The 25,168-nt window shown below is 55.1% G+C and carries 12 protein-coding genes; 5 read left to right on the top strand and 7 right to left on the bottom strand.

The window, feature by feature from the left end; genetic code table 11:
- Positions 1-84 precede the first annotated feature (84 nt).
- Together Pla100_RS21655 and Pla100_RS21650 are read right to left on the bottom strand one after the other, a co-directional pair.
- Positions 85-579: a BLUF domain-containing protein gene (locus Pla100_RS21655; RefSeq protein ID WP_146580102.1), complete on the bottom strand. Its 495-nt coding sequence runs from the start codon at positions 577-579 to the stop codon at positions 85-87.
- 408 nt (positions 580-987) lie between these two features.
- A complete protein-coding gene (locus Pla100_RS21650; RefSeq protein ID WP_146580101.1) occupies positions 988-1,593 on the bottom strand; it encodes a phosphoesterase in 606 nt (201 codons plus the stop codon).
- Positions 1,594-1,831: 238 nt separating this feature from the next.
- Here Pla100_RS21650 and amt point away from each other — a divergent pair, with 238 nt between their 5' ends.
- A complete protein-coding gene (gene amt, locus Pla100_RS21645; protein WP_146580099.1) occupies positions 1,832-3,943 on the top strand; it encodes an ammonium transporter in 2,112 nt (703 codons plus the stop codon).
- Between the two features lie 113 nt (positions 3,944-4,056).
- Here amt and Pla100_RS21640 read toward each other — a convergent pair whose 3' ends face one another.
- The 5 genes from Pla100_RS21640 to Pla100_RS21620 all read right to left on the bottom strand — a co-directional run bounded on the left by Pla100_RS21640 (position 4,057) and on the right by Pla100_RS21620 (position 18,849).
- On the bottom strand, positions 4,057-6,387 hold the full coding sequence (locus tag Pla100_RS21640) for a polysaccharide biosynthesis tyrosine autokinase (protein ID WP_146580096.1): 2,331 nt from the start codon (positions 6,385-6,387) through the stop codon (positions 4,057-4,059).
- Positions 6,388-6,573: 186 nt separating this feature from the next.
- Positions 6,574-7,998 carry a wax ester/triacylglycerol synthase domain-containing protein gene (locus Pla100_RS21635; protein WP_146580094.1) on the bottom strand — a complete coding sequence of 475 codons (1,425 nt, stop codon included), beginning with the start codon at positions 7,996-7,998 and terminating at the stop codon, positions 6,574-6,576.
- Positions 7,999-8,811 (bottom strand): SDR family oxidoreductase, encoded by an 813-nt coding sequence (locus Pla100_RS21630; protein ID WP_146580092.1) that lies wholly within the window; start codon positions 8,809-8,811, stop codon positions 7,999-8,001.
- Entirely contained in the window at positions 8,808-9,995 is a 1,188-nt protein-coding gene (locus Pla100_RS21625; RefSeq protein WP_146580090.1) for an aromatic ring-hydroxylating oxygenase subunit alpha, read from the bottom strand. Before Pla100_RS21625 ends, Pla100_RS21630 begins: the two co-directional genes overlap by 4 nt.
- Before the next feature lie 4 nt (positions 9,996-9,999).
- Entirely contained in the window at positions 10,000-18,849 is an 8,850-nt protein-coding gene (locus tag Pla100_RS21620; RefSeq protein WP_146580088.1) for a type I polyketide synthase, read from the bottom strand.
- A 238-nt stretch (positions 18,850-19,087) separates the two neighbouring features.
- On the opposite strand from Pla100_RS21620, the gene Pla100_RS21615 reads away from it, so the two are divergent.
- From Pla100_RS21615 to Pla100_RS21600, 4 genes are all read left to right on the top strand, one after another.
- On the top strand, positions 19,088-20,899 hold the full coding sequence (locus Pla100_RS21615) for a B12-binding domain-containing radical SAM protein (protein ID WP_231603323.1): 1,812 nt from the start codon (positions 19,088-19,090) through the stop codon (positions 20,897-20,899).
- A 186-nt stretch (positions 20,900-21,085) separates the two neighbouring features.
- A complete protein-coding gene (locus tag Pla100_RS21610) occupies positions 21,086-22,180 on the top strand; it encodes a hypothetical protein (RefSeq protein WP_146580087.1) in 1,095 nt (364 codons plus the stop codon).
- A 62-nt stretch (positions 22,181-22,242) separates the two neighbouring features.
- The gene (locus Pla100_RS21605) at positions 22,243-23,574 is read left to right on the top strand and encodes a polysaccharide biosynthesis/export family protein (protein ID WP_146580085.1); all 1,332 of its coding nucleotides are present in this window, start codon (positions 22,243-22,245) and stop codon (positions 23,572-23,574) included.
- Between the two features lie 185 nt (positions 23,575-23,759).
- Entirely contained in the window at positions 23,760-25,151 is a 1,392-nt protein-coding gene (locus tag Pla100_RS21600) for a hypothetical protein (protein ID WP_146580083.1), read from the top strand.
- The last annotated feature ends 17 nt before the right edge of the window (positions 25,152-25,168 follow it).

Raw genomic sequence — 25,168 nt, 5'->3', positions numbered from 1 at the left:
GAAGAGTGGCGTTCATCCAAACGCCCTCAACTATAGCCGGACCCGACGCGATTTGGGATCGGTGGCGGCTTTCCCGCACTGCGTTCAGTGAACCACCGACTCGACCGTTCGAGGTGTGTGACGACGCCATCGTCCGCGTCGGAAACTGTCCAGGATATGGCGGACTCGTTGAGTGTCACCTTGCAGATCAACGAATCGGCTGGCGGGTTGGTGACCGTCAAAGAAATCGACAAACCCTTCGAGACATGCAATCTCGGCAAGATCCCGAGAGAAACCCATTTGCCATTGGCCGAAATTGCGTTGGTCGACAATGTCGTCGGCTAGTACGATCGAATTGGTGTGACGGGGGTCTCGTTGAATTGCTCCAAAGAGTTCGCCGACCGCATCGGCAGGGCCTTCCAAAACTTGAAAAAACGACCGGTCGTGGTACAGCAAGATCCCGGTGAGTCCGCGCCGAGCGTTGTTGGTTCTTGATCGAGCGAGCAGGAAATCGAGCGTTGATTCGTCAAAGCAATCGGAGGCCGCGCTGGCGTAAATCAATTGTCGCAGCCCAGATGGTTCGGCATTCGGTTCGATCATGAAGTGGCCTCGTCGAAGAGAGTTTCTGGACTTGTCAGGAACGGGTGGCTCGAGACGGAACCGACACAAGTCATCCGCATTCAGCTCATTTGGATTATTGTCGACGCTTCTCTAGCAGGTTGTTGATTAACTGAGCCGACGGCACTTGGCGCGTGTTGATTGAATCGTAACCCGAAGCGTGAGTGAGGGATTCAACGCCTTTAAAACCTCTTTACATATCCCTCGCTCACGCTTCGGGTTACGATGCTAATTAGATCAACAGCCCGCTAGCCGAGGGCCTGCGGAATGATTCCAAAGCGTTTCACTCGCCATCTCAAATATGCGTCGAATTCTCACCTCCGGCCGTTGAAAGGGGGTTCATCGTCGCAAGATTCAGCGAGCCGGTGCTGATTATGACGGTGGAAGCATCTACTTGTAGAGAGCCTGAAGACAAAGTTGGCTCCACGTTTCCAAGCGATCGAACTGCGATCTCAATTCGTCGACCGTCAAGAACTCACCTTCGGCCAGGTCGGCTTCCTTACTTGATACGAGGGGCCGATCGAGAATGAAGCGATGGACGACACCCAAGTGAACCCGGCCGACTTCATTGCTATCGTCGTAAAGCAAGCCTTCGCGTTGATCGACGTAGGGGCAATCGATCGAGACCTCCTCTTCGAGTTCGCGGCGCATGCCGGTCGTGTAAGGATCATCGACACCCTCGGAGTCTTCGCTGCTGATGTGGCCACCGACACCGATACTGCGTTTGGCGTGAAGTCTTGATTCGCCACCGCCACCGCGAGTGTAGGTGAAGATTCGGGCTAAGCCATCGGCGGGGTCGGTCCACTGCATGACAACGTAAGGGATTAACTGCTTAAAGTTTGGATCAAGTTCCATTTGGCTGCGAGGCCGATAGGACAGCTCATCGCTCGCCAGAATCGGTTGCAGGTACCGGTCGACATCAAGCTCAAATCCAGCGAGCGAACCGATCGATTCGATGAGACGGGCGGGAATGACAAGAACGTGTTCTTCGGGCATGAAATCAATCGGTAGAGGGCGTTAGGGATAGATCGGCGGACAATATACCCTCATCACATTCGTCGTCCATTAGCGATGTGAAACGACTGAGGCACGAGAACACAGAATCCAGACTCGCGAAAAGGTTATGAAAAATGCGTTTTTGACAAAATCGCTCACTTTGCAACCTAGGATTGGGAAACTCGACGAACCTCAAAACACTGAGCTTGACGGTTATAACGATTAGCCAGAGGAACCCATGCCATTCTCATTTCGACCTGTCCGCCTTTTTGTTTTCCTGTTGACGGTTTTCGCCTTGGGTGATTGTGGAATAGGCGATTCACTAGACATGGGTTTGAGCCATTCGGCTTGCCAGGCGGCCGAACCGGGTGAATCGACCGCAGAGGGGCTGCAGCAACTTCAGCAGAATTTGGACTATGTTTGGATTTTCGTTTGTGCCGCGATGGTGTTGTTGATGCAGGCCGGATTCATGTGCTTGGAATCCGGCATGTCTCGCGCGAAAAACTCCATCAACGTGGCTGTGAAGAACATGGCCGATTTTGTCATCGCAACGATCGCGTTTTGGTTGATCGGCTTTGGACTTATGTTCGGGGATAGCATTGGAGGCTGGGTCGGCTCGACCGACTTTTTGTCCGATCTGAGTAGCGACCCTTGGACCGGTGCATTCTTTTTGTTTCAAGCGGTGTTCTGTGGAACGGCCGCTACCATTGACTCCGGTGCCGTTGCCGAGCGGACTCGGTTCGGGGTTTACTTGGTGATCTCTTTGTTCACCTCCGCGATCATTTATCCGGTTTTTGGTCACTGGGCGTGGGGCAGTCTTTTTAGCGGCGAAGCAAGCGGTTGGCTCGAATCGATCGGCTTCATTGATTTCGCCGGATCGACCGTTGTCCATTCGGTAGGAGCTTGGGTCGCGTTGGCAGGATTGATCGTGATCGGATCTCGCCACGGCAAGTTTGACGAGAACCGTCAGCCTCGTCGGATCGCGCCGCACAGCCTTCCCTTGGTTTACCTCGGAACTTTCATACTGTTCTTTGGATGGTTTGGATTCAATTGCGGTAGCACGCTCAGCGCGACCACCGACATCGCTGGGATCGCTGTCAATACATTGGTCGCCGGGTGTATGGGCGGAATCGTCGGAGGAGCAATCACTTGGTTCGGCCCGACCCGCCGACCGGAACCTGAAATGATTACCAACGGTGTGTTGGGTGGCCTTGTGGCGATCACGGCCGGTTGCGCCGTAGTTGGAACCGCCGGAGCCGCCGCGATCGGAGCATTGGCGGGGGTCACGGTCTACCTTGCCGCCAACTGGCTAGAACGAACGTGCAAGTTGGATGACGTTTGCGGCGCGGTGGCCGTACACGGATTCTGTGGTGCCTTGGGGACGATCTTGCTCGCTTTGTTTATGAACAGCCAACATCTCGCCGACGGCGTTACCCGATGGCAACAACTCGGGACCCAGTGCATCGGTGTGGGGGCCGCGTTCGGGTGGGCATTCGGGTGCAGTTTTGTCTTCCTAAAGGTGCTCGGTCGATTCACTGCGTTGCGGGTAAGTCGCGAGCACGAAGAACTCGGGCTGAATGTTGCCGAACATGGAGCAACATCAAGCATGCTCGAGCTAGGAAACAAGATGCAGTGGGCGACCGAGTCGGGCAACTACTCCGACGCGGCCAAGGTGCAAGTCGAATTCGGTACTGAAGTCGGCGACGTCGGGAAATGCTATAACCAGATGGTCGATGCGATCCAACAAGATCGACTCGCCATGCAAGAATCCGCAACGATCGAACGCACCCGGGTTGTCGAACTGAGTGATCACATCAGCGAGATATTGCGTGTGATCGACTGCGTATCGGAGGGCGACTACAGCCAACACATCAACATCGATGGCGATGATCGAATCGCACTGTTGGGCCGCCAGCTTCAGACGTTCTTCGAACAGAAGCAAGCGTCTGAAATCGCCGAACGTGAGAAACAGGAACTGGAGCGAATTCAGATCCAGGAACGCGTGGTACAAGAACGCCAACAAGCCCAAGCGTTCCGCGAAAAAGTCAACCAGTTGCTCGGAGTCGTCGAGTCAGCGGCCAATGAAATCCAAGGCGTCGCGGATGTCATCGAAGACATCGCCGACAAAACGAATCTCTTGGCACTCAACGCCACGATCGAAGCCGCTCGGGCGGGCGATGCTGGAAAGGGGTTCAATGTCGTGGCAACGGAAGTCAAGAATCTCGCCAGTCAAACGTCGATCGCAACGGGCGACATTCGCGGACGAGTTCTCGGGATTCAACAATCGACAGACATCGCCACTGCCGCACTTCGCGGTGCAACCGAACCAAATTCATTGGTCGAGGTTTAGGCGATTGTTTCGCGAACAAATCCTTACTCCGGCTGCGGTTTCTGCATAGTCGCTCCGAGCTACTGAAGAGAGCAAAACTCGCAACTTCCATGAGCTTGAGTAGGGACCATCGACTAATGCGCCTTTCCGTTGACCGGGGCCTCCGCAGGGGCTGCCGAGAAACCATTCAGACTTCCTGATCGAGCCGGTTTGCTGCCTGCGTTGGTTGGTCGTGTGTAATCGCTCTTGTAATAGCCGTGGTATCCACCACCGCCATCAAACTTTTTACCTGCACCGAATGCGTTGAGCATGCAACCGGCGAATTGACCACCGGCGCTCTCGATACGGCGAATCGTGTTGATCACCTCATCACGTCTCACATTGGCGACACGGACGACGAGAATGCCGCTATCAAGCCGCGGCATCACGACGACCGGATCAGAGACCGCCAAAACGGGAGGTAGGTCGACCAAGACCAGGTCGAACTGCGTCGACGCCATCCGAAGAATTTCGTCAAACTTGCTCGACTGCAGCAACTCAGCGGGCGTCGAACTCGAGGATCCGGCTGGAATCACCCAAACATTGTCGGCACGAGTTTCCTTGATCGCATCGGCGAAAGGGGTTCGATCGTTCAATATGTCGCACAGGCCCTCTTCTCTTCCAACGCTGAAAAAACGATGTGCGCTCGGGCGGCGTAAGTCAGCGTCGATCAGCAAAACACGCAATCCGATTTGACTGAACGAGACCGCAAAATTGGAAGCTACCGTCGATTTACCGTCACCCTGCATCGGGCTGGTGAACCCGATCGTTCGAATCTTGCCGCTTCGGATGTCGGGAAGCAGTACGGTACGACCAAGCCGGAATGCTTCCGCATCTGGGCTCAATTCCGTTGCGATCAATCCGGTCACGCCCTGCTTGACCGAGTTCAGCTTACCGACGCGTCCAAGGCTGAGTAGGCCGATAGCTTCATCAAGTTCTGCCGATGATCGGAACCGACCATCACGGACATCATTGGCGACGGCGACGAACAGTCCGCCGAATAGGCCAAGCATCAGCCCGCCGAGGGCGCACAGCGGAAGCTTGGGCCATGACTTAACGCCCATCCGAGGTACTTCCAAAAACTCATAAAGGTAACCGCTCAAACCACTGGCCGTATCGAGTTCTCGCAACTGTTGAACGATCCCGTCGAACAACGCTTCTTGGCGGGCGATCTTCTTTTGAAGGATCATATCGGTGAGTTCGTACTCGATCAGATCTTTCGCTTTCGTCTCGGCGTCGGACGCCAAAAAGGTGAGCTCTTTACGGCGTTCAGCCAAAGCCGCGAGGTCGTGTTGAAGAAATCCAACGTAAGCCTTGAGCAAGCCTTCGGGAGTCAACGCACTCTCACCAAACGCCGATGTGGGGCTAGTTAAGTCTTGGTTGTCTTGTAAGAACTGCTTAACAAGCGTGATTTCGCTTTCCAGTTCCTGCACTTTCGGGTGTGCCGGTCCAAACACGGACGACAGTCGTTGCTTTTCACTGTTGAGTTGCAACAGGTGTGTGATTTGGGTGCGGGCCTCTTCCATCTTGGCCGGCATTGCCGCCTTGAATTCGGCCGTGTCAGCAGCGTTGGACTGCAAACCGGCGAACACCCCGAGTCGCTCGAGACTTTCACTGTCGATCAACGCTAATTTGTCCAAATGATCAAACGCGTCGCCCGAATCGTCCATCTCCTTGAGCGTGTCTTCGACTCGCGTCAATCGGGTGCGGACGGTTGATTCTTGAATGTCGATATCTAACAGTTCTTCCTGGAGACGACGATAGCGTTCCTGGTAAACGTTGCTGCTGCCTTCCCCTTGAAAGAACAGAGGTGCATTCTGTCGCGATTGCAGATGCTCTTGCTCGGCGGCGAGTAATTCCGACTCGACTTCTTGCTTTGCTTCATTGACCATCTCGTTGGCCCGGCCCATCAACTGTTCCACTTGCGCGATAATGAACTGCTCATATCGTTTCATTACCGCGGTCAAAATGATTTGTGCGTCGTCAGGTTCTGTGTGGGTGAACGTGACACTTAAGCTTCGTGCCGTCTTGGCGGAGCCTTCGCCACCTTTAACAATCGACAGTTGTTCGATCACGTAGTCGACGGCGTCGAATTGGGGTTTCGTTTCGTCGAGTTGCTCAACGATGGAGGGCAGCGAGACAAGACTATTCTGCTCCAAAGCTTCGCCGACGATCATCCGACTTTGAATCAGTTCGATATGGTTAGCCAGGATGTCTTCGTCAACAATTGACTGGCCCGTGCTGTCACCACCCAAGCCGGCGCTTTTTTGGTTGATCAGCACGGTCGCATTCGTTTCGTACCAAACCGGTGCATACAGTGCGTAAGCAATCCCGGCTGTCAAACCACATAAGCACAGGAATATGATCAGCCATCGCTGCCGGCTGAGGATTTCCAGAACGTCCAGCGTTTCGGAGGGATCTTCCATCGCTGAACTTGCAGGCCGACGGGCAATTCGATTGACTGGTTCGACGTTTTCCGCCTTATTCATATTCTTTCATTCCACGTGGATTGTGAGCCACGTTGCGTGACCAGATTCAATTTGCAAAAAAACAGGACTGCCCGCCGTCCGCCGCACGTTTTCATATTCACTGGCGTTGCCGGAATCGTCAAGCTAAAAAGCAGACTCGGGCAGGCTATTTTGGGATGCTAACCACCGATTGGACGCAACGGACCATTTTTCGAGAAAACGAGAGGCGAGTTCGAGAGCTATCGGAGCCTGTCCGGTTCGGCAAGAAATCGACAAGCGACCATCATAGTCCCAAACGGCAATCGATAATTCGGCTCCTATTTGAATGGGGGCGTCGAAGTAAATATCTTGAATTTCGACATCGTCGATCCATTGCGAAGCTCCTCGTTTGGTGACTCCGAACCGTTTCCCCAGGCGCAAGCCGGTCAGGCTGGTCAACGTCGCGGTGGGCGTGAACGTGCCTAATCGTTCAAAGAATCGCAATCCCCCTGGGATGGTTTCGGCGATCGCGATTCCAAATTCCATTTCGGCAGCCGTGCCGTAATGTCGCACATTGCTCATTTGATCCGAAATGGATCGGACCACCGTGTCGGGGTCTCGCAATTGCTCGTGCGTCCGCCGTAGGAAAGCCAACCCGATATGGTTGCGAGTGTCATGGCGATCGGCCCAATGCCGGGTTTCGACCGGATTGAGTATCATCAGATGCCGAGATGGCGATGATGCCTGCTCGGTGATTCCCGCCAAAGTCATCATCGTGATCCCGATCGCCCAATCATTCAGTTTGACATTTACCGCCTTCAACACATCTTTGATCTGAGCACTTCGTGTTTGCGAAAACAACAATCGACGATGGCCACCAAAATTGGTGAAGCTGGCGTCGTCGTCCTGTTCTAGCGGCTCGTTGCCGAACCTAGCATGACGAGACAGTCGAATGTTGCTGCCGCGGATCGTCGTCCAAAGGTTCCTCAGCTCCGGGATGGTTGTGGACGCGACTGTCGCTGGCGGCTGGTGACTTCCTCTCGACCCGTCCCCATGGAACTCGGTTTCTCGGCCGATTGCGATCGAATCGATTTGCCGATCATCAAGACGGACCGGATCGGCATATCGTTTGGCGAACTGACCGAAGACGCGAATCGCCCCCACTCCGTCGCAGCAAGCATGATGAAAAACAAGTCGGACGGACCAACGCCGTTGATCGTCGGACTGAACAAAACAGCGGATCCCCAATCCCGAGCGTGGATCCGCGATGTGCGAATTGTCCGATGAAGCCACTGCAGGACCAGCAAAAGTGGCCTGGGAAGGATGGTCGTAGGCGATCGGTTGATAAACAAACGACCGCAGATCGCAATGAGGTTGAGACTCCCAGTACTGTCGCCGGCCGTGTCCACGGAGTCGGGCGAACATTCGCGGGTGACGCTGGATTGTTTTTATCCATGCTTGACGCAGCCGATCAAGATCGAGTGGTCCGACGAGGATCAAAACGATCTCAAAAACCATCCCTTGTCCATGAACCCGACGCGCAAGGTAACGCTCGATCGGAGTCGTCGGTAAGGATGCAGTTCTACTCATTCAGATACGAATGCTCACACCACCATCGACGACGATGGTTTGCCCCTGGATTAAATCGCTGTCTGGGCTGCTCAAAAACGCCACTACCTTGGCGGCATCGGATTCGGTTAACGTGCGGTCGCCCACCATCATTCGTTCACCGGCAGCCCGGACGAGTCCGTCGGCCCCAGGCATGCTGGCGATCGCGTCAGTCGCGATGATCCCTGGCAGGACACAGTTGAAATTTATTCCTCGATCGCCGTACTCGAGTGCGAGGTGACGGATCAAGCTTTCCAACGCCGCCTTGGACGCTCCGATCGCTCCGTAGTGCGGTACCGACCATCGTGATCCGTGACTGCTGACGGCGACCACCTTGCCGTTTCGTGGTGCGTTGGACGTGGACGACAACCGTGACAGGTGATCCGCCGCTGCTTGGGTCAACCAAATGACGGGCGAAGCGTTGGTGCGAATCACGGCTTCAAAGTTGACGGGCGTCAATTCGGCAAGATCACGAAAACCACCTGCCGCCGCATTGCTAACGATGATGTCGACGCCACCCCATCGCGAGCAGACTTCGCCGACCATCGAGAACGCATCTTCGCGGCGGGACACGTCGGCTTTCAACAAAACCACATTATCATCCGATCCCGTCGGGTTGAGTTGATCTTGAAGCCTCGACACCTCTTCGGCAACTTCAATCGCTTGAGATTGCGAGTTCAAAAAATTGATCGCCACGCGAGCTCCGCGGCCGGCTAGTTCCAACGCAATTTGCCGTCCGATTCCACGGCTCGCTCCGGTAATCAGCGCTCGTTTACCCTGAAAATCTTGATTCATGAAGTGATCGCCCTGTTGTCACATGTGTCGCTCGGGGAAATGGGCTCGTCATCGAAGGTGTTCATCCAATGACGGTGAAAAGCATCGAGCCGCTCTTCGCAACGGCCGAACAAACGTGGTCGCGAATTCCCACCTTCCATCCCGCGTTGCACTTTGGGAAAGATCGCGCCGTCTTCAGCGATCAAGCGGCGGGTCAACGCCGCCGCACCCCAACCGCGAAGTTTCGCCAAGGCTTTTCCGACGAGTCCGCCGCGATCGGCCAAACGCCCGAAACCCAATGCGATCATCGCCGATCGATTCGGCGCGAGGGGATAGAATTGATAAATCAATCCGGCACTATCCTGAAACGCACCAGTTGTGTTCGGGAAAATGTGAACGTGTCGATACGTCGGATCATGCCCACCGGTCATCCGATGAGCCAACCAAATCTCTAAACGAGTCATCCAGGATTCGTTCCTGGCTATCGTCTCGAGAGTCGTACCGCTGCCATAAAACATGTGATTGACATGTTCTTCGTCGGGTGCAGGGCCGAACGTATGAGGGTGGACCTCTTCGAGGTGGTAACCCTCTAACGACCCTTCCAATGCCACTTTCCAATTGCAATCGAAACGTAATTCTTCGTTCATGATCAGCCCCCATTGCGAATCGTTGCTACGACGGGCGAACTCGTCGGACCAATCTTTCCACCCGTCGAGACCGTCCACGCAATCGAATTTGTTGGCCGATGAATCAGCATCGATTGATTCCGGGTTCAGGTGAACCATCACTAATCCGCCGACCACTCGCACGGGATACATGTCGAGTCGATGGGCTTCCCGATTGAACCCGGGGAAATCCTTGGCGACGGGCAATTTTCGCGTTCTTCCGTCGCCGCCGTAACACCAACCGTGATACCCACACTTGAGTTCTTTACGGTTGCCGTTACCGAGTTCGACCAATTCGCATTGCCGATGAGCGCACACGTTTCGAGCTGCGATCAATTCTCCATCGTGGTTGCGAATCAACAGCGGGATACCGAGCCGATTGATTGCCACATAATCGCCCGGTTTTGACAATTGACTTTTCGCCGCAACGATCTGCCAAGTTCGATCACGAAGTTGCCGTGAGTCGTGTTCGTGGGACTCCGATGTGGTGTATTGTTTCCGATTGAGCCGAGCGGGCATGGTGGACGATGCTTGATACATATCGCTATCCTAGCCATCCGATTTGATAACCATCAAGCTGCACAATACGGTCGCGGTTTTGACCGGCAAGTTTGGCGGACAAAATCGCGCCTTGTTGATTCATTTCGCTTAACTCAACAACCACACGCAAGACCTCCCCGGGGCGAGGCAAACGGCCGACCTGGATTCTCTCAAACGATATCGGAAGGTTCGGCCGATCACCGATGCGATAAGCAAGACATCCGGCGGCATACAGCACCGCATCGACCGCTGCCGGAAGGATCGACCAACCACGCAGCGGACGCTGCTCGCCGGCCAAGTGCGCGGGACTTGGAGCCACCACCAAACCCACGGCGATCCCAACGCGATCATCACCGGCGGAAAGATCAAATCCGATTTCTCGGAGGCACTGCAATTGAGGTCCATGATAGACCGGCGCTTCGTTCGGCTGGTAAACCACCGGTTGCACCGTAAAATTGTGCCCCTCGAACAGATCCTCTCGCGTCCAACGATCAGTATCGGCCTCGCGTCCGAGTTCAATCGTGGCGCTGAAATGCGGTCGCGCTGCTTGAACGAGTCGTCCATCTCGACGTCTCAAATCACTTACCAACGTCCAGCGATCAGATTCGTCACCTGCCGGGACCAGTTCAACGGCGAACGCATCATCGGTGAGACACTTCAGTGATTGGTGGGCACGAACGTCGTGGCAGGCAATCACTTGAAGGAATTCACCAGTCTTTTCGGCATGGCGGGCTCGAGCGGCTTCGGCAAGCATTTCGATCGCGATGACGAAAGGCAACGTGGGACGGCCGTGAACGAGATGCTCCTTCAAAAAACGATCGGTTGTCGGGTTCAAGGTGATCGCGTATGACGTCGATGAAGGCGATGTCTGCTGCCGATGTCCTTCGGGATCGAGCATCGGAAAAGTGGCTGTCGCCGCCTGATCGCGATCGACCCATTCGCCTTCTGGGAAAAACTTACGGACGTACCGCCGATCGGTGATTAAGACTTCAGTTAAATCGCCGCCGTGTTCCAACTCGTCTAAGAAATGTTGCAGACCTTCGCGAGCGGGCATGAACTCCATGCCGATCATATCCAGCGCAAGTTTGGCTTCAGGTTTGGTCGCCATTCCAATGTCGCCCCACGCATGCCAATGAAAAGTAACACACCGTGTTTGAGGGCGTTGTCGCTTCAGCTGGGTGATCAGTTTGGCGAGCATGTCGTTCGCGGCGGAGTAATCCGTGTGGCCATTGGCACCGAAACGACCGCTGATGGATCCGAATCCGATGAACCATTCCAACGGGTCGTCGATGGTGGCGGCGGCGAGTGAAACGCATCCGTCGACCTTGGCACGAAAACACTTTTCGACTTTGTCAGGTCGCTTGCGATCGAACCTCGCGTCCTGCCCAGCACCTGCCCCCTGAATGACACCGCGAATCGGCCCGTCGACTTCCCTGATTCGTCGCAGGCATTCCTTCACCGCTTCCGCGTCGGCAACATCGACACTGTGGTAGATCGCGTCGATCGACCGCTCATGACAGGCCTGCAAGGTCTGATCGATTTCAATCGCCTTCTCAAGTTTTTGCCATGTGGTTACGGGATTGCCGCCCTTGGATTGAATTTGAGCCATCACCCGGCGACGCAATTCCCCACGGTCGGTCGCCGCAGCGCGCCGCATGGATTCGTCAATTTGAGGTACCGGCGCGGTCCCCAATAAATGCAGTTTCAATCCGTAGCGTGCCGCCAATTCCATCGACGTCAAAGCCGTGATCCCGCGACCACCGCCGGCAATCACCCAAGCTCCCTTGGGCGTAATCGACGGCGATTGCGTCGCGGACGATGAATCGTTGCCATGCAGTGGGGCATAGCTGGCGATGGTCGTCATACGGGTCGTTCCGGCGATGATGACTTCTTCGTCGTAGGACGGCGCGGCGAGTTCGCGCCACACCCCATCGACGACTTCGTCAGGGCTCGAGCCGGTAAGGGGATCAATGACCAACATCGGCGTGTCGCGATGACCTCGCATCCACGCTTCGATCAACATCGCTTTAGTTAAGCCCGCCAATCCACCCGATTCGGCGGCGATGCTATCGGCGGAGTCGATTCCTTGGTTACTGAGACCCAACGGACGAAAACCGAACGAACCGCCCGCGCGGACGATCGTGACGAGGGAACTTTGAGGCATGGCGTTCAGGTCGATCCGCCCTTGCATCCAGCGTTGGCAAACCCGAAACGGATTCAGCAATCCGGATTGGCGTCGGGTTTTCCAAGCGTCGGGGTCATCCACCGACCACCCCGATTCCGCATCATGAGGGGTCGTGATGAAAAGATGAGGCGACACCTCCCCACTCCATAGGGCATCCAACTCGGTTTCGAGTTCGTCCGCTGACAAGGAAGAATCGATCGCATGAATCGGATGAATCGACGATTCAGGATCGCGACGCCAACGTGCCAGAATCGCGTCGGCAATTACGTTACGTCCCACCACGACCGCAGGACCGTACCAGCGAGGCTGTTCAGCGACACCGCCGAGCCGTGGGGCGAGATGGGTGCGAATCTCAAAACGATGCGTTCCGGCCGAGGGCACCGGTATCGATGCGGAAACGGTCGCTACCGCGGAATCACTTTCGTTTTTTTTTTGCAGAGTGCGGTTCGATGTCTCGTCGGGGCCGCCGGTAAGTTGTTTCCAAACGAAGTCTCGAATCGATCCGAGCGTTGAGAAATCCGCTAAGCTCAAATTGCTATCACGCAGCGATTGAAGCTGATATTGTTGTTCAAGTTCGCCGAGTAATTGGGCTTTTTTGATACTATCGATACCGAGTTCACCTTCCATGTCCGCATCCATGTCGATGATCGATTCGTCGTAGCCGGTTTGATCGACGACTAAATCGATCATCAAACGATGCAACGATTCGAGATCCGGTGCCGCTTGACGAACGGGCGGATCGCTCGGCGATTCATGAAAGAACGCTCCGTCGACGTCGTCTGTTAAACCATCAAGTGCGGATTGGTGATTTGACGTCGTCTTTGCGAGGATCGGGCCTTCGGCCAGCAAACCGACGATGTCATTGAGTGTTTCGAATTTGGCCAATGGCATCGCGTGGATATCAATAGCGATGTCCGCCCACTGGACCATTTCGCCGATGAGTTGCGCTTTCTTGATGCTATCGACGCCCAGTTCGGCTTCAAGATCCGCGTCGAACTCGATGATCTCGGGATCGTAGCCGGTCAGGTCAACGACCAAATCGAATAAAAACGAGCGAGCGGCTTGAAGATCAACGGCCGCGATCGGTTCCGCAGGTCCATGTGTTTGCAAATCGATCGTTGAACCGATCATCGGGGTGCCCGGTTCCGCCGATCCAATTTTTGACTTGGGTCCGGCTTTAGCTTCTTGGTTCGCGGCGACCGATCGACGTCGTTGCCGTGTTACATCAACGACATCAAAACGTTTGCGATGATTGCCTTCACTTGTGTCGGACCGCATGACCAAGTCGGATGAGCCGTCACCATTGCGATGCGGTTTGGAAGACATGGTTCGCAAGATAGCGGAGTCTGTCGGGGTCTCGCTACGATCAGAAGCATGTTGATGTGGTTGATTCCCGAACGCTTCACATGCCATGTCAATCAAGGCATGTTGCGAGTGGTAGTCTTGCTGGCGATCGTCGGCGCTGAGGCAAATGGCCCGGCCGCCGACGGTTGCTCGGGCCAATCGAGTCAGCACGTTGTCCGGTCCGACTTCGATCAACAGTCCACAGCCTTCGGCGACAATTCGTTCGAGCGCACCGTGGAAACAAACCGGCTTGGTCAACTGATCGATCAGGTTGTCCATCAATTCAGTCGGTTCAGCGAGATACCGATTCGAAACCGCCGACAGAAATCCGCAGCGAGGCGGCATCAAATGTTGCCCACCGTATCGAGCACGCAACAAGTCTTGGGCCGGTTTCATTTGCGGTGTATGGAACGCGGCCGGGACGCTGATCACGACCGATGCCAAACCCGCGTCTGCTAAACTAGCCTTCGCTTTGGCGATTTCCGCTCGCGATCCGGCGATGACGGTGTTGGTCGGTGAATTGTGATGCGAGATCACGGCCGACGAAGATTGCCTCGTTAAAACGGCCTGAACCGCGGACGGCTCGCCACGGACGGACAGCAGTTCACCGTCGACTTGTCGCGTCATGATGACCGCATCACTGCGGCATTTGGCGAATTCAATGGCTTGGTCGATGGTCATCGCACCGGCGGCCCACGCTGCGGTGCATTCACCGAAACTATGCCCCAAGACGACATCAGGTCGGTGACCGCGTCGGGACAAGGAATCCGCCATGGTCGCGCCGATCGCCAAAACCCAAAGTTGAGTCCACCAAATATCGCGACCGAGCTGACGACGGGGATCATCAATCCGCGAGCCGACCGGTTCAAGACCTCGGGCGCGTAGTCTCGAGTCGATATCGCCGAGGAACTCGTGGGCGCGGGACGCTGCAACGGCATCAACGTTCGAGTCAAGTAAGGAAGGGATCGCGGCGTATTGCGAGCCTTGACCGGGAAACAACCAAGCGACACGATCCCCGTTTTGACGCTGACTGTGGTTCTCGGCATTCAATCGCAACCAACCACATTGCTTCGCGAGGGCGGAGGTTTGGCGTCGGGTAACGGGGCCGTCGAGTAAGGCTTGGGCGATCTGTGAAACTTCTTCGGTGGACCGCCCCACGATCGCTGCTTGAATCGTCGGGTAGTTCGACTCAAAATATTGATTAACTGCCGAACCAACCATCTCGTTGGGGTCAGCCGCCAAGTGACGCAGGTCGTGCTCGATTTGATCCAACGATCGTGATTGCAGACGATAGCGAAACAGGGATCGTGCCGCCGCACTTTCGGAGATCGGTCTCGAGGCAACAAGCCTGACACTTGGCGCGTCTTGGCAACGCACTTCGTCTGACCCGGCTTGGGATCGCGAGGACGATTGATTCATGGAAACAGGCATGGGCGGCGGAGCGATTTGATAACGAACTTGGAAACCGTCTTGTGCTGTTTCCGTGATCGCGTAATCGGATGGACTGGATGGGTTCTGTTCAAAAGCGATCGTAGCGGCGATGGTTCGGACGATTCCCTGTCCACCGCCGAAGTGCCCGATCTGCGAAACGATTTTGGATGCGGACGCCAAGCCGATTGACTTGGATTGCCGCGAGTCCGCTTTCCGAGCTTCGCTGACGTCGGTGGCCCAGGATTCGGTTTCTCCATCGATGATTCCAAGAACGGGGCGTCCCTGTGACGTCGCGTCGCTGAGTCGCTGCAACATCATGATCGCCACACCCTCTCCTGGGAAGATCCGAGATCCGTCATCGGGTAAATCCTTTTGGCAGCCCGACTCGACTAATTGATTCTTTCGGTACAGCTGTTCGAACGCGACGAGGTCCATCGAACGGTGGGCCATGCCACACAAGACCGCATCGACATGTCCTCCCCGGAGTTGTTCCGCAGCGGTTAATATCGCTAACCCACTGGACGCTTCATCGGCATCGATCGCACAGGCTCCGCCCATCAGATCAAACGTGCGAGCGATTCGCGAAGCCAGCGTGCTGGCGGTGAATCCTCCGGTCTCATCGAACAAGGCGGGATAACGATCCATCAGAATGCCGCCGAGTTGTTGCGTCACTTCGTCGATCGGGATACCGGGTTCGGATCGTCGGCGCAAGATTGCTTCGACATGCTGCTTGATTTCGGGAAGTCGCAATCCGATTTGCAAAGCGTTGCTGAACTCACCACCGAAGATGGTTCCTATGACGACCCCAATTCTTTGGCGATCGATGGCCCATTTGCCCTTCATGAGATCGTCCGTCACGCCAGATTCTTGCAGTGCCTGAGCGGTGGCTTGGATCAACATCAACTGGGCAGGATTGGCGAACCGGATCGTTTTAGGCGGGATCCGATAGCTTTGGGCGTCGAATCGAAAGTCGGTGATGTAGCCGCCGCGGCAATGGGGCAGCGAACCGGGGCAGCTTCGGTTGACGCCAATCCATCCACTTCGATCCGACCGCATCGGCCAACGGCCCTGGGGCGGGTCTGAAATTTGGGTTTGATCGGATTGCAACAAGTCAGTCAGCGCCCGAATGTTTTCAGCGCCCGGCAAGATCACACCGCGTCCGACAATCGCAATCGGTTCGGATTCTCGATCCCGAGTGGGGCTCGATGGGGCGACGCGAATGGATCGAGATCGTCTCGTCGGTGAAGATTGACGGATGATGGCATGCGCGTTCAAGCCTCCGATACCAAACGCGTTGACGCCGGCGACCCGGGTTGGTTTTGAATTTCGTTGAGGCCACACTCGAACCGAATCGACGACTTCGATGGGCGCGTTCTCCCATTCAAAAGACTCGTTCGGGTAGTCGAATTGAATCGAAGGCGGAAGCTCTCCCTTCTTCATTGCGATCAAACACTTTACCAGTCCAACCAAACCGGCCGCTTCGAGCAAATGTCCCAAGTTACTCTTGGCACTTCCGATGGGCAGCCGACTCGCCAAGGTGGCATCCGAAACGAGATCGGGGTTGGATCGCAGCAATGCCGATAAGCTCTCCAGTTCAGTGGCGTCTCCCACCTGGGTGCTCGTCGCGTGACATTCGAGATAGTCAAGATCCAATACGGTGTTACCTTCAGGCTCGGGAACCTCGGCAGCGGCACTCGCGCGACGGATGGCGAGCTGTTGCCCTTCACTGCGCGGTGCCCAAAGTCCCTTGCCTTTGCCATCCGAGGCGACACCGACACCCACGACCGTCGCGCAAATGGGAAGACCTAAACGCTCGGCGAGGGAGCGGCGAACTAAGACGATGGCAACATAACCTTCACTGCTGATCAATCCGCTGGCGCGACGATCGAATGGGTAGCACCCTTCATCGCTACAAGCTCCCGATTGAGAAAACAACGCGAGGTTATCGACATTATTGAACGTCGCACCACCGACCAAGGCGATGTCCATCCGATCCGCCTGCATCGCTGTGACCGCATGATGCAATGCCAACAAAGATGACGAACAAGCCGCATCGATCACTTCACGGCGCCCTCGAAAGCCGGTCAAGGACCCTGCTAACGAAGCGACACTGTAAGCATTGAAATGCGGCGAACCATCGGATTTCCAACCGGGGCGGCCCCGTTGAATCGCCGTCGTCAGCTCCGTTTGCAAGGTTCTTAAGTCGGAATCATCGGCGGCGGCGTTCAAGTCTGTTTCGAATAAACATTCGGCAGTTGCGGGCGCGAGCGTGTGCATCGCTAAGGCGCCACCCATTTCGGTCCCTCCGCTATGCCCAACCAAAATCCCGGCACGCGACGGATCGATTCCCGATACTTGATCGATGCGGTGGGTTCCGAACGCGGCCCCGACCGCTTCCATCGCGACTTGGCAAAACTGGCGATGCGTCAGGTCGAAATGCCCTAGCATTTCGATTTCACGTTCGCGTTCGTGATTCAACGGGGATGGCGTGACGCAGCCACCGAGTTGCGAGTAGGTCTTTCCAGGCACTCCTTTGGTCGGATCGAAGTACAGCGAGCGGTCCAGGCGGTCGGGTGGCATGGGGGCGATCCCGGAACGTCCCTCCCACAGCATTTCTTCAAAGTCATGAACGTTCTCGACACCACCGGGTAAACGCACTTCGTAACCACAAACGACAACTTCATCGGGGTCGGTGGCGAGCGGATCGGACTCGACCTGATGCTCGGGTTGGTTTTGTGACACGTCGGGCTTTTCAGGAATGAACGCCGACCAATGACGAACCATCTCAAGTAATTCGTCGGTGCCGATCTCGGGAGGTGGTTCGAGATCGGTTCCCGAGATCACCCGATCGATTTGGTCGCGTGCGAACGTCGGGTCATCGCGAAAATAAGGAAGGAACGTTTGAACGAAGGGTGCCGCCATGCGGTCCAACTCGGCCTGTTGTTGTCCTGAGATCGCGGTGAGCTTGGCGGGAGATGTTCGCGCCACTCGCGAAGGACGAGCAAGCCATTGTTCGGTCGCGATGTGAAACGCGGTATCCAAGTCAACAACCGAAGTGCCCGATCGAGTGGTTAAATGATAGGTGGAATCGTGGTATCGGGGCGTCGTTAGAATCACACGAACTGCTTTAGCGATCCAATCGACGTCGACAATGTTTTTGCATTCGGCACCGTCGAATCCCAGATTGTTGAACCATTGACCACGTTCAGGAAGCCCGAATCGTGAGGCGAGCATTTGGTACATCGAAAACGCACCGTAGATTGTTCGATCCGCCGAAATCGGCGACAACCCGGTGCGGTCGATCACGATCGACGGACGCAAAATCGTCAGTGCATCTAGGTGTCCTAACCTGCGAGCGTCTTGCAAACGTGCCTCCGCGATCGTCTTGCTACGTTCATAGTCGTTTGCGTGGGACTGTCCGACGTCGGATTCGTTCTCGCGAACGACTCCCGATCGTTTCCCGCAAACATACGCAGTCGAAACGTGGTGGAAGTTCCGGATTTCGTGTTCGCAACAGAAATCCAGCACCCGTTGGGTCCCCTCCACGTTCGTGCGATAGGGCTCGTTCTCCTTCGATTGATTCGCCGGGGCAAAACTCAGACTCGCGGCGCTGTGCAAAATCCGTCCGCATTGAGCGTTAATCGACCCAATGGCGTCCGCCGAAAGTCCAAGAGAGTGCCGATTGAGGTCGCAATGATATACCTGAGGGCGCGGCAAGTTGGTCATCCAACTTTCTTCAAATCGCTTTAGGATTTGTTCGACACGTTGGGAGGCAGACTGTTTTCCACGATCCCGAGCGAGCACGACCAAGTTCAGCCCATTGCGTAAACATTCCGCCATCACATAGGAACCAACCATTCCCGTGCCTCCGGTCAGCAGAATGTGGTTTCTCATAACTGAAATCTTTGCGGGCTGGGCTGCCGTCGAATCGGGCTGTAAGAAAGACGGTATTCGGGTAAATCACGTTCGACAGAGGTGGTCGTGGACCATCGTAATTGCCGATCGTTCGGCCGCAGCACATCCTTCATGCCTTTTTGGCTTTGCATTCCTAAATAAACGGAGTAGTTTGCTTGGAGGGATTTTAACGGAAGTCAAGATTCAACCCACTGATTCGTGCTTGGAAATGGTGATCATGCAGACGTTACCCGAATCGACCGCGTGTCTCAGCAGTATTGATCCTGAGCAATCGATCGCAGGCCCGCTTGGTTTCCCCCACGAACTTCCCAATGGACTCGATCATCCGGATAAGAAACTGCGATGTCTATTGATCCAGCCTCGGTTTGAACAAACGAACTATTGGAATTTCGTTGAAAGTGCCCGTGCGATTGGTGCTAAGGCCACTGCGCCGCCTTTAGGGTTGATGACGGTGGCGGCGTTGCTTCCTCAGACATGGGAGTTTGAGCTGGTTGATTTGAACGTCGGACCACTTGAGCAATCTTCGTGGGATCGGGCAGATTTGATTTGCACGGGCGGGATGTTGCCGCAACAGCCAGGAATCCTTGAATTGGTACGCCGGGCTAACTGCGAAGGCAAGTTTGTTGTCGTGGGAGGCCCCGATCCGACTAGTCAGCCTCAGATCTATCACGAAGCCGATGCGGTCGTGATGGGCGAAGGCGAGTTGACGATCCCGATGTGGCTCGACGCGTGGCGCGCGGGCAATCCGAGAGGCGTCTTCGAAAGCCCACTTAAACCAGACGTCACTCAAACTCCCACTCCGCGGTTTGATCTGGTTCGCTTCGACGACTACCTTCACGTCGGGGTTCAGTCGTCTCGCGGGTGTCCATACAACTGCGAATTTTGTGACATCATTGAACTCTTTGGACGCAGACCGCGCGTCAAAAAACCTGAACAATTCTTAGCCGAACTTCAGAAGCTCTATGATTTGGGTTATCGCGGTTGGGTTGACTTTACCGACGACAATTTCATCGGCAATCGCAAACTGATCAAGCCGCTCTTGGTTGCGCTGAAACAATGGAACGAGGAACACAACTATCCGTTTGTATTCTCAACCGAAGCGAGTGTGAATCTAGCCGATGACATCGAACTGCTCGAATTGATGCGGGATGTCCAGTTCCGATATGTCTTCTTGGGGATTGAATCGCCCGATGAGGAAACATTGATCCACACGCAAAAACGAATCAACACCGTTCATCCGATCATCGAACGGGTTCGCACGATTTACGACTACGGCATCTCCGTGGCAGCCGGATTGATCATCGGTTTCGACACCGATAAACCGGGAACGGACAAGCCCATGATTCGCTTCATTCAAGAGAGTGGGATCTCGTTGTCCATGATCGGTTTATTGAGTGCATTACCCAACACGCAACTCACTCGTCGATTGACGAAAGAACGTCGATTGATCGATTCAAATCATCGCTGGATCGATGATCCCAATGCCAAGTACGAACTGCGAAGTTTGGAATCGAAAGACCAAACAATCAGCGGGTTGAACTTCGTCACCACTCGTGACCGCGTTGAAATCTATCGTGAGCTGCACAATATCATCGAAGCCGTTTATTCACCAAAAGCATTCATGGACCGTGTGATCGACACGACAAAGCGATTGAAGATCCAAAACAAACACATCCCCGATGCGTGGGAGTTCAAGCGGATGTTCAAAGGATTTCGGACGATCGCGTGGCGAATGTTGGCGGATCGACGAACTCGCTGGCTGTACATGCGCAACTTCATTCAAGCGGCGATGATGGGGCCCACCAAGTTCGAATACGCCCACACCATCACCGGAAGTTTTCTGCACTTCGATGCCCAGACTCAAAAGATGCTCGTCGCATTACGGCAATCGATTGACTTTGCCGAGAACCATGCGGAGTATCCTCGCAGCGTTCACGACATTCCGCCCTTGATGAATGAACCACCCGATTCGTCATTGCCGTTGGCACCGGTAACTTCTTGTCGCGAACCGATCAATCACGCCAGCTGAGTTAATCTGTAACGGTTGTCCGGATTCCCAGAGTCCTTCTGAATCATCCGTTTATCACGATTGAGCGTGATCGTCCCCAATGGCTTCGGCTTGTTTAGGCAGAAAGAGGGGGAATTTTTTCTTGACACGTCGAAAACAGTATGCGGAGCCCCCGTCCCGAATTCAGTTTACGAACGAGTCCAGACTATGATGAACCGACACTACCCAACGGCGATCGGCCTGCTGGCGTTGATGACGCTGACCGGCTGTGCGTCCATCACCGACAGTTGCTACGAGAAAACTCAGACCGTCCGAGCTTTCAAAGAGTATGTCAAATGCGGCAATCCAGAATGCTCTTCCTATCCCCATGATTACAAATGTGGATGGATCGATGGCTTCTATGAAGTCGCCACGGGCGGAGAGTGTTGCCCGCCTGCGGTGGCGCCGGCCCGCTATTACAAACCAGAACAGATCCTGAAGCATTGCGACAAGAAACGCCACGCCTACTACAGTGGCTGGCAAGATGGTGCCTCGCGTGCCTCGCAGTTCCCTGACACACACTATCTGCGAATTTATGAAACCTGCGAGTGCCCGTTCCCACGCTGCGACAAACCTTGCGGCGATTCGGCGTGCGGCCCGTGCGGGGTTTCCTTCGTTGGCATGAGTGCCTCGGATGACTTGATCGAGGCAATGCCGATCGAACATTCCTATTCGGAGGAAATGTTCCAAAATGAGGCCGCACTTCCATTACCTATCGAAGACGAAGTGGGCGTTCAATCGAGTTCCAACCGCATGGCTCCGACTGTTCCTGAACCGGCCGCTGAAGATAAGGTGCAATCAATTCCCGTGCCCCCAACGGCGGAAGTTGAAGAGACGGTCCCTGTCGACGAAGCCCCCAAGGCGATTGAGCCGATGCCTGCTCCGGCAGAGATCGCTCCTCAAGCCATTCCCGCCCCTAAACCAGACGCGAGCACGTTTTTTCCGATGCCCGCCGAGTTGCCACCCGGTTCGTTCTCTCGGACGGATGACGAGGACTTCTCAGCTGACTTTACCGACGGGTTCTCCCTCAATCCTGTCGTTCCAACCACGGCGACCCCCGTCGCCAAAGACTCCGGTGAGTCCTTCAAGGGCAAGACAGTTGGTTTCGTCCGACTGGCCGAGCCGCTGCAGAACACGTCATCACTGGTTAGTGGTTCAGTCGCGAAAGACCCTACTCATGTCAGCCCCGTTGCGATCGTCGAAGCCGAAGGGTCATCCTTCAAAATGCTCGAAACAGAATCCACCACTAAACCCGCTCGATAAATCGACGAGTTCATTCACTCCACCAACCATTCATTCACCCTGCATTGCGAAGGGACTCAGCAATGATTCTCCAGAATCAAATCAAAAACTTGCGTCGATCGCTGGTGGTGGCATCACTGCTCGCCGCTGGCACCATTGCGACGACCGGATGCCAAATCCATCATTCCGTTTCATCGGCTTGCAAAGCAATTCCCGCCAATCGACTCGACCCGTCGTTGTTTGATTGCCCACGGGAAGCCTTGGCACCGTTGCCGTTCTCGACGCTCGGGCAGGTCAAACCAGATCAACACATCATTGGCCCCGGTGATACGCTGGCTGTTTACGTGTTCGGCGTCTTCCCGGCTAACGAAGAGGAAACGCCGGTTCAGCAACGGACCCAAGCCGTCAATCAACGTTACTATCCACCACGCGGTAGCGTCGTCGGGCCGTTGACCGGCTTGCCGATTCGTGTCGAAGGAAATGGCACGATCGCGATGCCGCTGCTTGGCGATGTCTCTTTAGATGGCCTCACGATGCCTCAGGCCGTCGACAAAATAACGCAGGCTTACGTCGCCCAAGACGTTCTACAAGATGGTAAGGAACGTGTCACGGTTGACTTGTTAATTCCTCGCGTTCGTCGAGTCGTGGTTTTGCGCGAGGACACTCCGTCAACGAGCGTTGCTTTGGTGCCGCCGGGTGCCGTCAACGAGATTCACCGTGGTAGCGGCGAAGTAATCGACTTGCCGATTTACGAAAACGACGTGTTGCACGCCATGGCGCAAACCGGCGGATTGCCAGGGACCGATGCCGCTCGCGAACTCTATGTGATCCGCAACGGCGTGGGTCTGAATCCGACATTCATGAGTGGCGGGCAATTGCAAAGCATCGTCAGCGGTGGCGAAGGCGGCCAGTGCAATCCAGGCGTGATTCGAATTCCGCTTGCCGGTTGCCCCTGCGACGGAATTCCATTCAGCCCTGAGGATGTAATCCTGGGTGAGGGTGACGTGGTCTTCATCCCCCGTCGCAACGAGTACTTCATCACGGGCGGATTGTTGCCGGGAGCTCGCATCCCGCTTCCACGTGACCAAGACATCGACGTGATGGAAGCGATCGCCATGGCCACCGGGTCTCCCGGCGGACCTCTCGGACTCAGCGGGGCGGCAATAGCAAACGGCACGCCCGGCTATGTCCGCGAAGCGACTCAAGTGATGGTCTTGCGTACACTGAAGGATGGTCGCCAGATCAACATCCGATGTGACCTCGACCGCGCCATCACCGACAAAAAACAACGCATCCGAATCCTTCCGGATGACGTCGTGATGCTGCACCAAAAACCAGGAGTCGCGTTCTTCAACACGTTCCTGAATTACTTCAGCGGTGATTCACTCCTGCTTTCGGTCCGCGACAGCAACTAGATCCGGAACTGAGATCACTCAGAAAATTACGAAACACCGCCACGTTCTCGTGGCGGTGTTTTTTTGTTGATGAGCTCTGCATATTCATGTCCCTCCGGAGAAGATAAAATTCGATTCTCGAATTAGACTAGACGGCCACGCCAAACTGTTCGATTGTCACGACCAACTTGCCCAAACCTGAGCCCATGTTGCAGCAACAAAAATTGAAGATCGCCACGGTTGTGATGGCACTGATATTGGCGGGTCTGGTCGCATCACAGACTCTCCAGCAAAATCGCTCGACCATCCAAGCAGTCGATTCGAATTCGATCGAAGAGAATGTGCCGGCGTTAACCGTCGGGGAAATCGCTGCATCGGCAAGCACATCCGAAGTTTCCGAGGACGTCTCTCAGAGAAACTCTCGAGTCGGCGCTCTGCGGGTCGGCCGAATCGGGGCCACACCGACTCTCGAAGAGATTCAAAGCCTGCAGAAACTGCCGTTGCTCGACTCTCAGGTCAATCGAGCCTATACACTTGCTAAATCAATGACTTGCCGGATGCTGACTCCCGGCGCGTCGGTCAATCCTACAATTTCGCTACCTCTAGCGGGCGAAGCAGGGACGATCGGAAGGGTTCCCGCTTTCACGATCGGCCTGACGATGGATCCCAATGGCCGCAACAAACTTCCGGCGGTCACCCGCAGGCAAGTGGACGATTACTTTGAGAAACATCGTCTTGTCATTGAACCGATGATTTACAGCAATGATCAGGGCCAACTCTACTTTGGAACCGATTGCCAAGCCGCATTCTACGAAATAGACCGTCCCGGCGTCGCTGTCAAAGCCGAACCGATGATCGAATCCGCCGTCGAACGTTTTCGATCGCTCGGGATCGCGGCATCAATCCAGACGAACGAGGATCTGAAGTCTTCATTGGCGACTCGGTTGAATTCCAAATTCGGCCGCACTCTGGTGATGGCATTCACTTTCGAGCAAGCAGCTCTGACGGTGACGTCGATCGGTCAAGAAGGACGCAGGGTCACCGAGTTGTTGTTCTTTCATTTGCCTCCATCGCAACCGGAGCCCTCCGATGCGATCGGTTCGAGCAATTCTCGTAATCCGATTTTGATGGAAGTATTCTTAACCAGTGACGAACGCCGTAACCTTCATCGGCTTGATCGTCGGGAAGGAGAGCTCAATGCTCCTACACCCGACATTTTGTCTGACGTTCGTTTCGATAAGATGATTTTGATGGGTCTTTACCCCGCCGAACCGGTTGTTACCGATATCCATTATCGTTCCGGCGGGATCATTGATATGGAATTGGTCAGTCAGTTGATGAACGGATACAAAGATCAGCCACCGATGTCACTCGATGACGTGCTCGACCAATTCGGGTTACTCTCTGGGGCAAGCTTGGCCGATCAACCCATTCCAAGCATGAAAGTCAATGGAACGACCGAAGAGGATGAGCGATGGTTACGAGAAGTCGCTCGCCTAAAATACGAGCGTTTGGAAAAATCGTTGCAACCGGTTGAACGCGCCGATCAACCTGCCGCCTTCCCTAAAGTCCCGTTGATGACGGGCCTAGGTAAATAGGTAGCGAGATTCGGATC

It is taken from the genome of Neorhodopirellula pilleata, from assembly GCF_007859915.1.
GTDB classification, from domain to species: Bacteria; Planctomycetota; Planctomycetia; order Pirellulales; family Pirellulaceae; genus Rhodopirellula; species Rhodopirellula pilleata.
Note: the sequence above shows the minus strand (reverse complement) of the source record. Positions and strands in the feature narration are given on the sequence as shown.

Bases quoted from the DNA above. Each gene is read 5' to 3' on its own strand.
- amt (WP_146580099.1), top strand. From the start codon at position 1,832: ATGCCATTCTCATTTCGACCTGTCCGCCTTTTTGTTTTCCTGTTGACG.
- Pla100_RS21650 (WP_146580101.1), bottom strand. From the start codon at position 1,593: ATGCCCGAAGAACACGTTCTTGTCATTCCCGCCCGTCTCATCGAATCG.
- Pla100_RS21655 (WP_146580102.1), bottom strand. From the start codon at position 579: ATGATCGAACCGAATGCCGAACCATCTGGGCTGCGACAATTGATTTAC.
- Pla100_RS21605 (WP_146580085.1), top strand. From the start codon at position 22,243: ATGATTCTCCAGAATCAAATCAAAAACTTGCGTCGATCGCTGGTGGTG.
- Pla100_RS21615 (WP_231603323.1), top strand. From the start codon at position 19,088: ATGCAGACGTTACCCGAATCGACCGCGTGTCTCAGCAGTATTGATCCT.
- Pla100_RS21630 (WP_146580092.1), bottom strand. From the start codon at position 8,811: ATGAATCAAGATTTTCAGGGTAAACGAGCGCTGATTACCGGAGCGAGC.
- Pla100_RS21635 (WP_146580094.1), bottom strand. From the start codon at position 7,998: ATGAGTAGAACTGCATCCTTACCGACGACTCCGATCGAGCGTTACCTT.
- Pla100_RS21600 (WP_146580083.1), top strand. From the start codon at position 23,760: ATGTTGCAGCAACAAAAATTGAAGATCGCCACGGTTGTGATGGCACTG.
- Pla100_RS21640 (WP_146580096.1), bottom strand. From the start codon at position 6,387: ATGGAAGATCCCTCCGAAACGCTGGACGTTCTGGAAATCCTCAGCCGG.
- Pla100_RS21620 (WP_146580088.1), bottom strand. From the start codon at position 18,849: ATGAGAAACCACATTCTGCTGACCGGAGGCACGGGAATGGTTGGTTCC.
- Pla100_RS21610 (WP_146580087.1), top strand. From the start codon at position 21,086: ATGATGAACCGACACTACCCAACGGCGATCGGCCTGCTGGCGTTGATG.
- Pla100_RS21625 (WP_146580090.1), bottom strand. From the start codon at position 9,995: ATGTATCAAGCATCGTCCACCATGCCCGCTCGGCTCAATCGGAAACAA.